11 protein-coding genes are annotated in these 15795 nt (G+C 67.5%); 5 read left to right on the forward strand and 6 right to left on the reverse strand.

Annotated elements, in window-relative coordinates:
- Positions 1–102 precede the first annotated feature (102 nt).
- Positions 103–2727, forward strand: a complete 2625-nt coding sequence (locus tag ABE464_RS06175; RefSeq protein WP_346471215.1) for an excinuclease ABC subunit UvrA — start codon at positions 103–105, stop codon at positions 2725–2727.
- A gap of 15 nt (positions 2728–2742) precedes the next feature.
- Here ABE464_RS06175 and ABE464_RS06180 read toward each other — a convergent pair whose 3' ends face one another.
- The 5 genes from ABE464_RS06180 to ABE464_RS06200 form a co-directional block, all read right to left on the reverse strand.
- Positions 2743–5259, reverse strand: a complete 2517-nt coding sequence (locus tag ABE464_RS06180; protein WP_346471216.1) for a sulfite reductase flavoprotein subunit alpha — start codon at positions 5257–5259, stop codon at positions 2743–2745.
- 176 nt (positions 5260–5435) lie between these two features.
- The gene (locus ABE464_RS06185; RefSeq protein WP_346471217.1) at positions 5436–5996 is read right to left on the reverse strand and encodes a TlpA disulfide reductase family protein; all 561 of its coding nucleotides are present in this window, start codon (positions 5994–5996) and stop codon (positions 5436–5438) included.
- Entirely contained in the window at positions 5993–8359 is a 2367-nt protein-coding gene (locus tag ABE464_RS06190) for a protein-disulfide reductase DsbD domain-containing protein (protein ID WP_346471218.1), read from the reverse strand. The genes ABE464_RS06185 and ABE464_RS06190 overlap by 4 nt, the downstream gene beginning before the upstream one ends.
- A complete protein-coding gene (gene cutA, locus ABE464_RS06195; RefSeq protein WP_019183549.1) occupies positions 8359–8697 on the reverse strand; it encodes a divalent-cation tolerance protein CutA in 339 nt (112 codons plus the stop codon). Before cutA ends, ABE464_RS06190 begins: the two co-directional genes overlap by 1 nt.
- Before the next feature lie 72 nt (positions 8698–8769).
- Positions 8770–10554, reverse strand: a complete 1785-nt coding sequence (locus ABE464_RS06200; RefSeq protein WP_346471219.1) for an endonuclease — start codon at positions 10552–10554, stop codon at positions 8770–8772.
- A 293-nt stretch (positions 10555–10847) separates the two neighbouring features.
- On the opposite strand from ABE464_RS06200, the gene ABE464_RS06205 reads away from it, so the two are divergent.
- Positions 10848–11135: a co-chaperone GroES gene (locus ABE464_RS06205; protein WP_019183551.1), complete on the forward strand. Its 288-nt coding sequence runs from the start codon at positions 10848–10850 to the stop codon at positions 11133–11135.
- A 99-nt stretch (positions 11136–11234) separates the two neighbouring features.
- The gene (groL, locus tag ABE464_RS06210; protein ID WP_019183552.1) at positions 11235–12884 is read left to right on the forward strand and encodes a chaperonin GroEL; all 1650 of its coding nucleotides are present in this window, start codon (positions 11235–11237) and stop codon (positions 12882–12884) included.
- Positions 12885–13016: 132 nt separating this feature from the next.
- Here the strand turns inward: groL and ABE464_RS06215 are convergent, their stop codons facing one another.
- Positions 13017–13916 carry a LysR substrate-binding domain-containing protein gene (locus ABE464_RS06215; RefSeq protein WP_346471220.1) on the reverse strand — a complete coding sequence of 300 codons (900 nt, stop codon included), beginning with the start codon at positions 13914–13916 and terminating at the stop codon, positions 13017–13019.
- A gap of 166 nt (positions 13917–14082) precedes the next feature.
- On the opposite strand from ABE464_RS06215, the gene ABE464_RS06220 reads away from it, so the two are divergent.
- Positions 14083–14718: a glutathione S-transferase family protein gene (locus tag ABE464_RS06220; RefSeq protein ID WP_346471221.1), complete on the forward strand. Its 636-nt coding sequence runs from the start codon at positions 14083–14085 to the stop codon at positions 14716–14718.
- Positions 14719–14734: 16 nt separating this feature from the next.
- Positions 14735–15784 (forward strand): LLM class oxidoreductase, encoded by a 1050-nt coding sequence (locus ABE464_RS06225; RefSeq protein ID WP_346471222.1) that lies wholly within the window; start codon positions 14735–14737, stop codon positions 15782–15784.
- Positions 15785–15795 lie beyond the last annotated feature (11 nt).

Below are 15795 nucleotides of genomic sequence, written 5' to 3' on the forward strand. Positions count from 1 at the left end.
TTCACTCTCGCACGTTCGGACCGGCGTGGCCGGTGCCGAATCAACGCGCCCTTCACGGGCCGTCACCAGCGGTGAGCCGGTGCGGTTCGCTATCCTGCACCCATGAAGAAGTCATCGCCCATTACGCCGCCCAGTACCGCCTTCGTCCGCGTCCGCGGCGCACGCGAACACAACCTCAAGAACGTGGATGTCGACATCCCGCGCGATGCGCTGGTGGTGTTCTCCGGCATCTCCGGCTCGGGCAAGTCTTCGCTGGCGTTCGGCACGCTCTACGCCGAGGCACAGCGCCGCTACCTGGAATCACTGTCGCCGTATGCGCGCCGGCTGATCGACCAGGTCGGCGTGCCGGATGTGGATGCGATCGAAGGGCTGCCACCGGCCGTGGCCCTGCAGCAGCAGCGCGGCACGGCCAGCGTGCGCTCCAGCGTCGGCAGCGTGACCACGCTGTCGAGTCTGCTGCGGATGCTCTACTCGCGCGCCGGTACCTATCCGGCCAGGCAACCCATGCTGTACGCCGAGGACTTCTCGCCGAACACGCCGCAGGGCGCCTGCCCGAACTGCCACGGCCTGGGCTACGTGTATGAAGTGACCGAGCAATCGATGGTGCCCGATCCGTCACTGAGCATCCGCGAGCGCGCCATCGCTGCATGGCCGCCGGCGTGGCACGGGCAGAACCTGCGCGACATCCTCGTCACGCTCGGCTACGACGTGGATGTTCCCTGGCGCGATCTGCCCAAGAAGCAGCGCGACTGGATCCTGTTCACCGAGGAACAACCGGTGGTGCCGGTGTATGCCGGCTTCACCCCGGCTGAAACCCGCGCCGCCGTGCGTCGCAAGGAGGAGCCGAGCTACATGGGCACCTTCAGCGGTGCACGCCGCTACGTGCTGCATACCTTTGCCACCACGCAGAGCGCGATGATGAAGAAGCGCGTGGCACGTTACATGATCGGCACCGAATGTCCGGTCTGCGATGGCCGCCGATTGAAGCGCGAAGCGCTCTCGGTGACCTTCGCCGGCATGGATATCGGCACGCTTTCGCAGCTGCCGCTCAGTGCCATGGCCCAGGCGCTGCGACCGGCGGCGGAGGGGCATTTCGAGGTGGCGGCAGCAACCGCCACGCGCAGCCGCAGCGCCGGCCGCCAGGCCACGGCCAAGCGCGTGGCCGCCGGCGGCAACGCGCATGCCGGCGGCAGCGACGTGCGGCGCACGCCGGATCTGTCCGAGGAAAAACGCATCGCCGCCCAGCGCATCGCACACGATCTGGTCGAGCGGATCGGTACGTTGCAGTCGCTCGGCCTGGGCTATCTGTCGATGGACCGCGCCACCCCGACGTTGTCGCCGGGCGAACTGCAGCGTCTACGCTTGGCCACCCAGATCCGTTCCAGTCTGTTCGGCGTGGTGTATGTACTCGACGAGCCCACCGCCGGCCTGCATCCCGCCGACGGCGAGGCCCTGTACGACGCACTGGCCCAGCTCAAGGCTGGCGGCAACACGCTGTTCGTGGTGGAGCACGATCTGGAGATGCTGCGCCGCGCGGACTGGCTGGTGGATGTCGGCCCGGGTGCCGGTCAGCACGGCGGCCAGGTGCTCTACAGCGGACCGCCCGAGGGCCTGCGCACGATCAAGGCCTCGGTCACCGCGCCGTATCTGTTCTCGAACAGCGCCGGTCCACGCCGCACGCCGCGCGCGCCGTCCGGCTGGCTGGGGCTGCAGGGCATTCATCGCAACAACCTGCATGGCGTGGATACACGTTTTCCGCTTGGGGCGTTTACGGCGGTGACCGGTGTCTCCGGCTCGGGCAAGTCGAGTCTGGTCAGTCAGGCGCTGGTCGAGCTGGTCGGCGAGCACCTGGGGCAGGAGCCGGTCATCGAAGAGACCGACAGCGAGCTGCCTCAGCCCAGCCGCATCGAACGCACCCGTGGCCGGTTGACCGGCGCCAAGGCAATCAAACGCCTGGTCAACGTCGACCAGAAGCCGATCGGGCGCACGCCGCGCTCCAACCTGGCCACCTATACGGGGCTGTTCGATCACGTGCGCAAGCTGTTCGCCGGCACGCGCGCGGCCAAGGCGCGCCGCTACACCGTTGGCCGCTTCTCCTTCAACGTCGCGGCAGGCCGCTGCGAAACCTGCGAAGGCGAGGGCTTCGTCCATGTGGAGCTGTTGTTCATGCCCAGCGTCTATGCACCGTGCCCGACCTGCCATGGTCAGCGCTACAACGCCAAGACGCTGGAGGTGCAGTGGAACGGCCGCAACATCGCGCAGGTGCTGGCGATGACCGTGGAAGAAGCCTTGGCCTTCTTCGGCGAGGAGCCGCCCATACAGCGGCCGCTGCAGCTGCTGCGGGATATCGGGCTGGGCTATCTGCGCCTGGGCCAGCCGGCGACGGAGCTTTCGGGCGGTGAGGCGCAGCGGATCAAGCTCGCCACCGAGCTGCAGCGCAGCCAGCACGGCAACAGCCTGTATGTGCTGGATGAGCCGACCACCGGCCTGCATCCGGCCGATGTGGACAAGCTGATGACGCAACTGCACGGCCTGGTCGACGCAGGCAACACGGTGGTGGTGGTCGAGCACGACCTGCGCGTGGTGGCCGACGCGGATTGGGTGATCGATGTGGGGCCAGGCGCGGGTGAGGAGGGCGGCCGGATCGTGGCTGAAGGCACGCCCGCCCAGGTCAGTCGCGCCAGGCAGGGTGCCACCGCGCGCTATCTGCGCCGCTGGTTTCCCTGAGCGGCGCAGTACAGCTCAGTACACGTCGCGGCGGTAGCGCCCGTCGTTGAGCAGGGCATCGACCGCGTCGTTGCCCAGCACCTCGCGCAGCACCCTATCGACGCCCTCGGCCATGCCGTGCAGCGAGCCGCACACGTAGATGCTGCCGCCCAGATCCACCCACGCGCGCAGTGCCTCCGGCGCGGCACGCAGGCGGTCCTGCACATAGCCGCCGCCGTCCGGATCGCGCGAGAACGCCAGGTCCACCCGGCGCAGATGCCCCTGCGCCTGCCACGCTTCCATCTCCCCGCGATACAGGAAGTCGTGCGCACGCGTGCGCTCGCCGAACACCAGCCAATGCCCGCGGTCGCCGCGCGCGTCTGCTTCGCGCAGCAGGCTGCGCAGGCCAGCGATGCCGGTACCGTTGCCGATCAACAGCATCGGGGCATGTTCGGGATGGCGATGGAAACCGCTGTTCGGGCGCACCCGCGCGTGGATGCTGTCCGCCTCAGCCGCATGCACGCACAGCCAGCCCGAGCCGAGTCCATGGCGGCCGTCGGGCAGGTCGGTCAGACGGACCACGAGCTGCACGACATCGTCGCCCGGCACCGAGGCAATGGAATACTCACGATGCGGCAGCGCAGGCAGACGCGCCAGCCAGCGTGCGGCGTCGGGCGCTGCAGTTGTATCGGGCGCCTCCGTTGTCTCCGGCAGCACCCGCGCGGCGGCGGCCTCGACCAGCGTCGTAACGCGTCCATCCACCGTCACCGGTGCCTGCGGATCCAGACCGTTGCGGGTCAGCACCGCCAGCACGTGTGCACGCGCATGGCGGGGGGCGATCTCCAGGATGTCGCCGGCCTGCCAACTGGCGTGTGCCGGTGGCCGCAGTGCCACCTGCCAGATCGCACCGGCAGCACTGCCGGCATTGAGCCGGGTGCGCGTCTGCAATGCCCACGGCTGCAGTTCAATCGGCGCGGGCAGCGGCGTGTGGTCCTCCACCCCGGTCACCGTGGCCAACTGCTGCTGCCACTGCCCCAGCGCGACGGCATCGGTGCGGTCCACGTCGATGCTGGCAAACAGGCGCTGGGCGCCCTGCGTGGCCAGCCAGGTGTCCACCTGCCGCGAGAAGCCGCAGAAGCGCGCGTACTCGCGGTCGCCCAGCCCCAGCACGGCGTAGGCCAGCCCCTGCAGCGGCGCCGAATGCGCCAGCACCCGTCGCTCGAACGCACGCGCGGCATCGGGCGCTTCGCCATCGCCGAAGGTGCTGATCACGAACAATGCCTTGTCGGTGTGTGCCAGCAGCGCCGCATCCACCTGCGCGAGCGGGCGCACCTGCACCGGCAGGTCGGCCGCCTGCAACTGGGCGGCAGCACGCCAGGCCAGCTGCTCGGCAAACCCACTCTGGCTGGCGAACGCGACCAGCCATGGCTGCCCGGTGCCGAGGGCCGTGCCCAAGGGCAGGCGTGAGGCGCGCACCTCGCGTTTCCTGCGGCGGCGGTCCAGGTACAACATCCAGCCGGTGATGAAGAACACCAGCATGCCCAAGCTGGACAGCATCACGATGATGCGCCCGGGCAGGCCGAAGAAGCTGCCCGAATGCAGCGCAAACATGCTGACGATGATCTTGCCGCCGGGGTTTTTGGCGGCGTATGGCTCCAGCGAGAGCAGTGCGCCAGTCGCCGGATCCAGTTGCACGATGTCCTGCGCGCGGTCATGCACGGCATTCCCGCCCTGCACGCGGCTGGTCAGTGCACGCCCGGGCTTGGCCGGGAAGCGCAGGTCGATGTAACCACGGCGCACGCCGTCCAGTCCGTACAGGGTGGCCTGCACCTTGTGCAGATCCAGTGGGCCGCCATGGGTGCTCGGTGGAGTCTGCTCGGCTGTTGCGCCGCCAAGCAATGCAGTCACGCCCTTGCGGTACCAGTCGAACGACCACCACAGCCCGGTGAGCGCGATCAGCAGGTACACCAGCAGCACCCAGGTGCCGACCACCGAGTGCAGGCTCCACAGGAAGCTGCGCCCACTGCGCGACCACTCCACCGCCAACCAGGTGCGCCAGTGCCACCAGCGCCGCGGCCAGCGCAGATACAGCCCGGACAGGCAGAAAAACACCAAGGCGATCGCGCAGCTGCCGGTGATCAGGCTGCCACGCTTGCCGCTGACCAGGTGGCGGTGCAGGTCTTCGACGAAGGCGAAGAACGCCAGCCCCCGCAACCCGGTGAGTACGGTGCCGGTGTACGGATCGAAGTAGCGCCAGCTGGCTTGGCCGCCTTCGAAACGCGCGACCGACAGGCGCTGCCCGGTGGCATCCACGCGCAGCCGCTGCAGCGCGTGCGGCATGTCCTGCTGCAACCGGGGCAGCAGCTCGGTGAGCGCCAGCGGCTGATCACCGGCTGCATGGCGTTCCACGACCTGGGCAAGCGCCGGATTGGCCGCGCGCATCAGCTCATCTTCAAAGGACAGCGTGGCGCCGCTCAGCCCCATCACCGCCAGCACGGTGCCGGCGGTGATGCCCAGCAGCCAATGCAGCTGGAAAAGAACGGTCTTCAACATGGGGCGGTTCCGGCGGCAGAAGGCAGCGCGGTCAGCCACGCAGGCGGCGTGACACTGCCCGGCAGCAGATGAGAATGAATCTCGTCATTGTTGGGTGTGGTGCAACGGCGGTCAATACCTTCGGCGCTGATGAACCCCTGTTATGACGATGACGGGCGGCCGGTGAGGCCCTCGCATCAGTGCAGTGCCCACGCCTCAATTTCGCCAGCCGCGAACGGTCCCAGCTTCTGTTTCACGATGCGCCCCTCGGCATCGACCAGCACCGAATACGGCAGCAGGCCCTGCGCATTGCCCAAGCGCACGCTGGCATCGGCAGGGCCGGGCGTGTCGAGCACGATCGGGTAGGTCACGGGTATGCGGGCCAGGAAATCGCGGACGCCTTCAGGCGTATCCAGCGCCAGCCCGAGCACCTGCACACCGCTGTCACCCTGGGCGTCGGCAAACGCGGTCAGCGCGGGCATCTCTTCCACGCAGGGGCCGCACCAGCTGGCCCAGACGTTGATCAACAGCGGGCGGCCACGGAAGCCAGCCAGATCCACCGCTTGCCCGTGCACATCCGGCAGGGTGATCGCCGGCATCGGATCGCCCGGCTGGGCCGCGGCCACCACCGGGCGCGGCGGCAACGGGGCGACCGCCGGGCCGATGTCATGCCCGGCAAACCATACCCCCGCGCCGATGCCCAGCACGGCCGCGATCACGACCACCACGATCGTCCGCCGTGGTGGCCGCAGGCTCATCGCGCGGTCCGCAGCAGGGCTTCTTCCACCAGCGCCTGGGTCAGCACGGTCGGCAGCACGGTCGGCGGTGCGCCGGGGCCGTAAACCACATACAGCGGCACGCCGACGGCTTTGTGCTCATCCAGGAAGGCGGTGATCTGCGGGTCGACATTGGTGTAGTCACCGCGCATGTAGACCGCGTTGGTCCGCCGCAACGTATCGCGGAAGGCATCAGTGCCCAGCACCGCGCGCTCGTTGGCCTTGCAGGTCACGCACCAGTCGGCGGTCATGTTGACGAACACCACGCGGTTGTCCTGGCGCAGGCGGTCCAGCATCTGCGGCGAGTACTCCACCACGTTGTCGCTGGCCGGCTGGGCGGCCTTGGCCGGCGGATCCAGGCGGGTCACGCCCCAGATCGGGTACAGCGCGCCAAGCACCAACAGCAGGGCCAGCAGGCCGCCCACGCGCTGGCTGCGCCAGCGGCTGCGCTCGAACCACCACAGTGCCAGCGACAGGATCACCAGGCCGCCGAGCACCAGCGCCATCGCATCCACGCCGCGCTGCTTGCCCAGCACCCACAGCAGCCAGATCGCCGTGCCGTACATCGGGAAGGCCAGCACCAGCTTGAGCGTTTCCATCCACGCGCCGGGGCGCGGCAGGCGGCGGGCCAGCGAGGGCACGAAGCCGATCAACAGGAACGGCAGCGCCAGGCCCAGGCCGAGTGCCAGGAACACCAGCATGGCCTGGAGGCCGGGCGCGGCGAAGGCGTAGGCCAGGGCCGGGCCCATGAAGGGGGCCACGCACGGGCTGGCCACCACGCAGGCGAGCACGCCGGTGAAGAAATCGCCGACCGGGCCACTGCGCGAGGCCAGCGACTGGCCGACACCGCCCATGCTGCCACCCAGCGTGAACACGCCCGACAGGCTCAGGCCGACGGCGAACATCAGATACACCAGCGCGGCGATGAACCACGGGTGCTGCAGCTGGAAGCCCCAGCCTGCGGCCTGGCCCGCGGCACGCAGCGCGATCACCAATGCGCCGATGGCGGCGAAGGCGACCAGCACACCGGCGGTGTACCAGAGCGCATGGCTGCGCGCACGCTGGCGGCTCTCGCCGCTCTGCGCCACGCCCAGCACCTTCAGTGACAGGATCGGCAGCACGCATGGCATCAGGTTGAGGATCAGGCCACCGGCCACGGCAAACAGCAGCAGCACCAGCAGGTTGCCCGGTGCGGCAGCCGGTGCGGTCGGTGGCGGCGTGCGCTGTGCGTTGTCGGCGCTGGCATCCGGAATGGCGGCCGTGTCGCCCGGCACGACCAGGGCCGGCTCATTCGGGCGGATCAGCATTGGCTGGCTGCCGGTGCCACCGTCGCCGCGGGCCAGTGCGCGCTTGTCGCGGTTGGGCAGCGGCGCGATGACCTCGGTCTTCTGTGCGACCTCATCAGCCTTGGCATTGATCGCGCCGGCCGGCAGCGCCAGCTTTACCCGCCGCGTCATCGGGGGGTAGCAGATGCCATCGGTCTGGCAGCCCTGGAAGGTGATCACCAGGGTGGCATCGGTGGCATCGGCACGGCTGCGGCGCAGCGGCAGGGGCACGTCGATCTGGTCGAAATACACCGCCACATCGCCGAAGTGCTCATCGCGGTGCGATTTCGCCGCCGGCCACCTGGGCTTGTCCGCGCGGATGCCCGGTGCGCCTTCCAGCGCCAGCGAGGTGCGGTCGCGATACAGGTAGTAGCCCGGTGCCGGGGTGAAGCGCAGCAGCACGGTGTTGCCATCGCCGACGATGGCATCGAAGCCGAACGCGCGCTCGGACGGAAGCGGCAGCGCCTGGCTGTTATCGGTGCCGGGCAGGCGCAGGCCAGTGCCGGTGTTGCCTGCCAGCGGGTTGTTGAACGGTGAGGTGGCGCTGCTGGCGGCGGCAGGTGCCGCGCTGGCAGTGCCACTTCCACCGGCCGGCAGCTTCACCTGCAGCGTGCGCTTCTGCGGCGGGTAGCAGACGCCCGCATCGGCGCAGCCCTGGTAGCGCACTTCCAGCGTGACGGTGTCGGTGCCATCGGCGGCCTTGCCTGGCAGCACGCCGGTCAGGCGTTCGCGGTAGGTCTCGACCTCGCCGAAGAAATCATCGTGGTGCTTCTTGCCGGCCGGCAGCTGCAGCGCCTCGGCGTCGAAGCCGGCATCGGCTTTGACCGTGGTGCGATGGCGATACAGGTAATAGCCCGGGGCGATCTTCCAGCTGATCTCCACGCGGTCACGGTCGCGTGCCTGCGCAGTGAGCCCGAAGGCCTCATCTACCGGGAGCAGGTCCTTTTCGCTGACTGCCCAGGCCGGCAGGGAGACCACGAGCAACGCGCACAGCGCGGCAACACGACGAAACAGCGTCATCAATCACTTTCCTCACGGGTCTGCGCCCGAATCCAATCCAGATACGCCGGCAGGCCGGCGCGGGTTTCGACCGCGATGCACTCGGGGAGTTCATACGGGTGCAGGGCCTGTACGCGCGCGATCGCCGCGTCCAGGCGGCTGCCGGTGGTCTTGATCAACAGTTGGACCTCATGGTCCTCGGTGACCTCGCCCTGCCAGCGGTAGGTCGAGTGCGCCCCGTCCAGGCGCGTCACGCAGGCCGCCAGGCGTTCGTCCACCAATGCGTGTGCGAGCCGCGTGGCGCAGGCCACGTCGGGGCAGGTGGTGAACAGCAGGAAGACGGGATCGGCAATCGACATGACCGCCGAGTATAGGACCGCCAGAGGCCAATGGTCCGACCGGCGCCGCGAGGGGGCGCCGGTCGGCCGGGCTCAGTTGGCCAGCTGGCAGGTGGCCGGCTTGGCCGAGGTGAACAGGGCCGGGGTCGCCCATTCGGGGTGGTCGATGAACGGATTGCGGTTGCCCTGGAAACTGAAGATCACCTCGTTGCGAGCGCGTTCTGCCGCGTCCGGCGGGTCGGACAGGTGCCAGTCGATCAGGGTCGAGAGCAGGCCCATGTACGCCGGCGAGGCCGACGTTTTGACGATCTTGCTGCGGTCGTCGGTCAGCTCCAGGTCCGGCTCGGACTGCCCGGTTTTGGCATCTTTACCGCCTTCATAACGGATCGCCATGTACATCACCGCACGCGCCATATCGCCTTTGCGGTGGCCCCACACTTCGAACGAGCCGCCATTGCCATCCGGCGTACGCACCCAGTTGGAGGTGCCCGGGTAGCCGCCGCTGCCGCCGCCGAAGCCATTGTTGGCCTCGGTCGCGCGTTCACCGCAGTTGCTGTCGCATTTGGCAAACGGCTTGTTGCCGCGGTCTGCATTCCACTGCGCATCGGTCAGATACAGCATGTGGGTGTCGGTGTAGGGCGCATACGGCAGGCCCTTGTCGCCGGTGGTGCTGGCAAAGCCCAGCGAGTTCGGCCAGGTGTGCTCGCGGTTGTAGGTCAGCCCGCTGCCGGTGCCCGCGCGGCCGCTGACCTTGGTGTAGCTGCGGTTGCGGTAGGCATCGAGAATCTTGCCGCTGTTGTTGGGATCCTCGTCGGCGATCTCCAGGATGGTCCAGGTGCTGGTGCCCGAGCCGCTGTAGGGGTAGGCGGTGTGCCCCTTGATGGTCTCGTGCAGCGAGCAGCGCAACTGGCTGGGGGTGGAGGTATTGACCCGGGCGTAGTACTCGCCGGGAGTGCCAGGGTTGCCCGGATCGGGCGTGCTGGCGGTGGCCACGGTGAAGGCGATGCGCGTATCGGCGGCCGGGCGTGCGCCCTGGGCATCCTTCACGCGGGTGGCGCGGATGTCGAAGCGGCAGGCTTCCCCCGCCACCAGCGCGATGTTGGTGGCCAGCGTGAAGCGGGTGCCGGTGGTCGGGTGGCTCAGTGCCACCGTGCCGGACTGCCCACAGCTGAGCGCGAACGCGCCGCTGGACAGGGTGACCGGCTCACTGAACGTGACGCTCAGGTCGGCGGCGGCCGGGAAGGTGCTGGCGCCCTGCTCGGGCGTGGTGGCGGTAACCGAGGGCGCCGTATTCGGGCCGGTCGGGCCGCCGCCGCTGAAGGTCTGGCCAGTATTGCAGGCGCCGAAGGTCTGCGGGGCCGATTCGGCCCAGGTGAAATGGGCGTACTGGCTGCCGCTGCCGGTCAGCTGCAGGGAGGTGCCCGGGGCGGTGCTGTTGGTCTCGCTGACCGGAATGTTCTGGCTGGTCAGGCCCGCGGCGGGGCCGCCGGCGGCCGTGATGGTGCCCTCATAGCTGAGGAACTGGACCACCTTGCCGGTGGGATCGACCACCGCGATGCCGTCGTTGGGACCGTTCTGGATCCCGTTGGTCGGGTAGCTGACCGTGGCCAGCCGGGCGCCGCCGCAACTCGCTGTGGCCGCCGGGACCGCGTTGTTGGCGTAGACCGTGGCGGCCGAGGGAGTGCTGCCGTTGTAGAGATAGAGCCGGTAGCCGGACAGATCTTCACCGGCGGTGGCGACCACTTCGATCGCCTCGCCGACGTCCCCGGCCGGGGTGCTGTCGTCGTAATGCAGTTCATTGATGAATACATCGGCCCGGGCCGGGCTGGTGGCCAGCACCAGCAGGCAGGCCAGGGACAGCGGCGTCAGCAACCTCATCTACGGCTCCTTGTGATTGGTCAGTGCCGCTCGAATCTACGCACTCCAGATGACACATCCGTAGGTCTGTCGGATTCGACCTTTCGCATTGAGAACTGCGTCAAACATTCACATCCAGGCCGGGGTCGGCGAAAAAATCCGGCCGACTGCCCTTGAAAGGGGAGGGGCCAGCACCATCTCTGCTCTGTCCCGCACCGTCGGGTTTTTTCGTGAGCGTGGCTGGCAGTCGCCCTGTGCGAGTGCTAACATCGCCAGACTTTCCTAGACCAATCAACAACTTAAAAGGGTCTCACATGAGCATCAAGCCGCTTCATGACCGCGTCGTAGTCAAGCCGATCGAAGCCGACGAAATCTCGTCCGGCGGCATCGTGATTCCGGATTCCGCCAAGGAAAAGTCGACCAAGGGTGAAGTCGTGGCCGTCGGCCCGGGCAAGCCCCTGGACAACGGCAGCGTGCGCGCGCCGTCGCTGAAGGTCGGTGACAAGGTCATCTACGGCCAGTACGCCGGCAGCAGCTACAAGTCCGAAGGCGTCGAGTTCAAGGTTCTGCGCGAAGACGACATCCTCGCCATCGTCGGCTGAGTGGGCCGCGCCGGGCCTTGCCCGGTGCTGCCGGATGTTGCTTCGTTCCGTCATTCATGAAGCCGGGCATCGCCCGGCTCTACAAAAAAGGTAATCGCAATGGCTGCCAAAGATATTCGTTTCGGTGAAGACGCCCGCGCCCGCATGGTTCGCGGCGTCAACGTTCTCGCCAATGCCGTCAAGGCTACCCTGGGCCCGAAGGGCCGCAACGTCGTGCTCGAAAAGAGCTTCGGCGCGCCGACCATCACCAAGGACGGCGTGTCTGTCGCCAAGGAAATCGAACTGGCTGACAAGTTCGAGAACATGGGCGCGCAGATGGTGAAGGAAGTTGCGTCGCGCACCAACGATGACGCCGGCGACGGCACCACCACCGCCACCGTGCTGGCCCAGGCCCTGATCCGCGAAGGCGCCAAGGCCGTCGCTGCCGGCATGAACCCGATGGACCTCAAGCGCGGTATCGACAAGGCCGTGATCGCCGCCGTCGCCGAGCTGAAGAACATCTCCAAGCCGACCGCTGACGACAAGGCGATTGCCCAGGTCGGTACGATCTCGGCCAACTCGGACGAGTCGATCGGCAACATCATCGCCGAAGCGATGCGCCGCGTGACCAAGGAAGGCGTCATCACCGTTGAAGAAGGCTCGGGCCTGGACAACGAGCTGGACGTCGTGGAAGGCATGCAGTTCGACCGTGGCTACCTGTCCCCGTACTTCATCAACAACCAGCAGTCGCAGACCGCTGACCTGGACGATCCGTACGTGCTGCTGCACGACAAGAAGATCTCCAACGTGCGCGACCTGCTGCCCGTGCTGGAAGGCGTCGCCAAGGCCGGCAAGCCGCTGCTGATCATCGCTGAAGACATCGAAGGCGAAGCGCTGGCCACCCTGGTGGTCAACACCATCCGTGGCATCGTGAAGGTCGTGGCCGTCAAGGCACCGGGCTTCGGCGATCGTCGCAAGGCGATGCTGGAAGACATGGCCGTGCTGACCGGCGGCACCGTGATCTCCGAGGAAATCGGTCTGTCGCTGGAAAAGGCGACGATCAAGGACCTGGGCCGCGCCAAGAAGGTGCAGGTCTCCAAGGAAAACACCACGATCATCGATGGCGCCGGCGAGAAGGCCAACATCGAAGCGCGTGTCACCCAGATCAAGACCCAGATCGAAGACACCTCCTCGGATTACGACCGCGAAAAGCTGCAGGAACGCGTGGCCAAGCTGGCCGGCGGCGTTGCCGTGATCAAGGTCGGTGCCTCGACCGAAATCGAAATGAAGGAAAAGAAGGATCGCGTCGACGACGCCCTGCACGCGACCCGTGCAGCCGTTGAAGAAGGCGTGGTCCCGGGCGGCGGCGTTGCGCTGGTCCGTGCGGTCACCGCGCTGAGCGGCCTGAAGGGTGCCAACGAAGACCAGAATCACGGCATCCAGATCGCCCTGCGCGCGATGGAAGCCCCGCTGCGCGAAATCGTGGCCAATGCTGGCGAAGAGCCGTCCGTGATCGTCAACAAGGTCAAGGAAGGCACCGGCAGCTTCGGCTACAACGCCGCCACCGGCGAGTTCGGCGACATGCTGGAATTCGGCATCCTGGACCCGACCAAGGTGACCCGTTCGGCGCTGCAGAACGCTGCCTCGATCGCTGGCCTGATGATCACCACCGAAGCGATGGTTGCCGAAGCCCCGAAGAAGGACGACGGCGCTGGCGCAGCTGGCGGCGGCATGGGCGGCATGGGTGGCATGGGCGGCATGGACTTCTGATGTAGATGCCGGCCTTCGGTCGGCACGCATCGGAGCGGTAGGTGCGGACCGTTTGTCGGCACCCGCCATGCGCCAACGCAGTACGAAAAACCCCGCCGGAAGGCGGGGTTTTTTTGTGCGCGTATCACGGGCTCACAGCGCGCTGGTCGGCGCCTCGACCTCCTCCTGCAGCCAGTTCAGGAACGCCGCGATGGCCGGGTTTTCCTCGGCGCCGGGCAGGGTGACGGCGTAGTAGGCGAACCGCGTCGGCCAGGGCTGATCCAGCACCACCGCCAGCCGCCCGCTGGCCACCTCCGATTCCACATACAGGTCACGCACCAGCGCGATGCCCTGGCCTGACTCCGCGGCGCGGATCAGCAACACGTCGTCATCGAACGCAGGGCCACGCTCGACGCGTGGATCCGGTGGCAGACCGAGCGCGCGGAACCACAGTGCCCAGTCGCTGCGGTCTGAATCCTGCAGCAGCGGGTACTGCAGGCAGTCCACGGCCGAATGGATCGGCGGACCGTCGGCAAGCAGCGCGGGGCAGGCCACCGGCAACAGTACCGGCGCCGCCAGCGGGCGTGAGACCAGCCCGGGATACTCACCGAGACCGTGGCGGATGGCGATGTCGATGCGATCACGGCGCAGATCCACCAGTGCGGACGAGGCCTCCACGCGGACCTCGATGTCCGGGTGGCGTTCGGTGAACCGCCCCAATCGCGGCACCAGCCAGGACGCGGCGAAGGTCGGCACGGTGCTGATGGTCAGCGTCTGCCGGGCATGGATGGCCTCCAGCGTGGCCATGCTGTCCTGGATCTGATCGAACGCGCGCAACAGGGCAGGGTGCACCTGCGCGCCGGCCGGCGTGAGCGCAACACCCTGTGGGGTGCGGGTGAACAGCGCAACGCCGGTGCGCGCCTGCAGCAGCTTGAGCTGCTGGCTGATCGCCCCCGGGGTGACGCCCATCACCGCGGCAGCGGCCTTGAGGCTGCCATGACGCCCGGTTTCGACGAAGGCGCGCAGTGCGAGCAGGGGAAGGACGGCGCCCATGACCTTAGATTTTCTCTCTTGGTAGTGCAGGAAGAATCGTTCTACAGGGCGCGTTTGCCTGCGTAGCATCGTGATCATGTTGAATCAATGCCGTTTAGTCCAGCTGCGTTGATTCAACACCGCTACGCGAACCCCGCCCACTGTTCCGCCTGCCAAGGAGACCGATGTGTCCCCCGCTTCGCTGCACCTGTACACCGACAGCTCGCCTAACGGCTTCAAGATCACCATCGCGCTGGAAGAGCTCGGCATCCCTTACGTACTGCACCACGTGCGCATCGACGAAAGTGAGCACCGTCAGCCCGATTTCCTGCAGCTGCATCCGCACGGTCGCATTCCGGTGCTGGTCGATGACGCGACCGGTATCACCGTATTCGAATCCGCGGCCATCCTGCTGTACCTGGCCGAGCAGAGCGGACGCCTGTTGCCCGACGCGCCACGCGCGCGCTGGGAGGCGATCACCTGGTTGATGTTCCACTCCGCCAGCGTCGGCCCGATTCTGGGGCAGCGCGTGCACTTCGAGATGTTCGCCGAGGAGCGGTATGCGCCTGCGATCGAACGCTACCGGCGCCTGAGTGCCGAGTTCTTCGCCACGCTGGATCAGCGCCTCGCAGACCGTCCATGGCTGGCAGGTGAGGCGTACTCCATCGCCGATATCGCCGGCTACGGCTGGACCCACATCGCCACGCTCATTGATTTCGACTTCAGTGCCTACCCGCACCTGAGTGCGTGGCACGCGCGCATGTCGCAGCGGCCCGCCGTACAGCGTGGGGTCCTGCTCCCCGAACCGGCCACCGGCCCCTGACCCAGGAACGACCACGATGACCCTGTTGACTGATATCACCCCGACGCAGGCGCCACTGACCGGCGCATCCGCACCGACGTTCGCCCGCCATGCCGGCTACCAGCGCATGTTCCGCGAAGGCGCACTCACGCTTGGCGTGTTCCTGCCGTTGCGCTTCTACCAGGGCGAGATGGAGGTGCTGGCCGGGCAGGCGGATCTGGTGAGCCAGCTGGACCGCGATGGTTTTGCCGCGACCTGGGTACGCGATGTACCCCTGTTTGATCCGTTGTTCGGCGATGCCGGGCAGGTGTTCGACCCCTTTACCTACCTGGCCTTCCTGGCCGCGCGCACCGAGCGGCTGGCACTGGCCACGGGCAGTGCGATCTTCTCGCTGCGGCACCCGATCGATCTGGCCAAGTCGGCGGCCTCGATCGACCAGCTCTCTGGTGGGCGCCTGGTGCTGGGCATCGCCTCCGGCGACCGACCGGTCGAGTTCCCGGCATACGGCCTGGAGCATGCAGACCGTGGCGAGCGCTTCGCCGCATCGGTGGCGTATGTCCGCCAACTCGTGCAGCACGGTTCCTTGCGTATCGATTCACCCCTGGGTGTGCTGCAGGGCGTGGAGCTGCTGCCCAAGCCGGTGGCCGGTGCGATTCCGCTGCTGGTGACCGGCACCTCGCGGCAGACGCTGGACTGGGTCGGGCAGCATGCCGATGGCTGGCTGACCTATCCCGAGGCGACCCATCATGCCGGTGGACCGCAGCGCCTGGCCGACAAGATCCGGGCATGGCGCCGTCTGATCCCCGACGGTGGCTTCCGCCCGCACGTCACCAACGAATGGCTGGATCTGGTCGACGATCCGAACCATCCGCGCACCCCGATCAATGGGGGTTACACATTGAAGACGGGGCGCAACGGGTTGATCGATCTGCTGGGCGAGTGGCAGCGCGCCGGGGTGAACCATGCCGCGCTGGGCATCCAGTTCTCGCAGCGCCCGGCGGCAGAGGTGCTGCAGGAACTGGCCGAGTACGTGCTGCCGTTGTTCCCTTCGCATGACGGGCCGTTGCCGGCATGTGTGCGCTGGTAAAAGGGGCCGGC

The organism is Stenotrophomonas sp. TWI587 (genome assembly GCF_039674145.1).
GTDB classification, from domain to species: domain Bacteria; phylum Pseudomonadota; class Gammaproteobacteria; order Xanthomonadales; family Xanthomonadaceae; genus Stenotrophomonas; species Stenotrophomonas maltophilia_AY.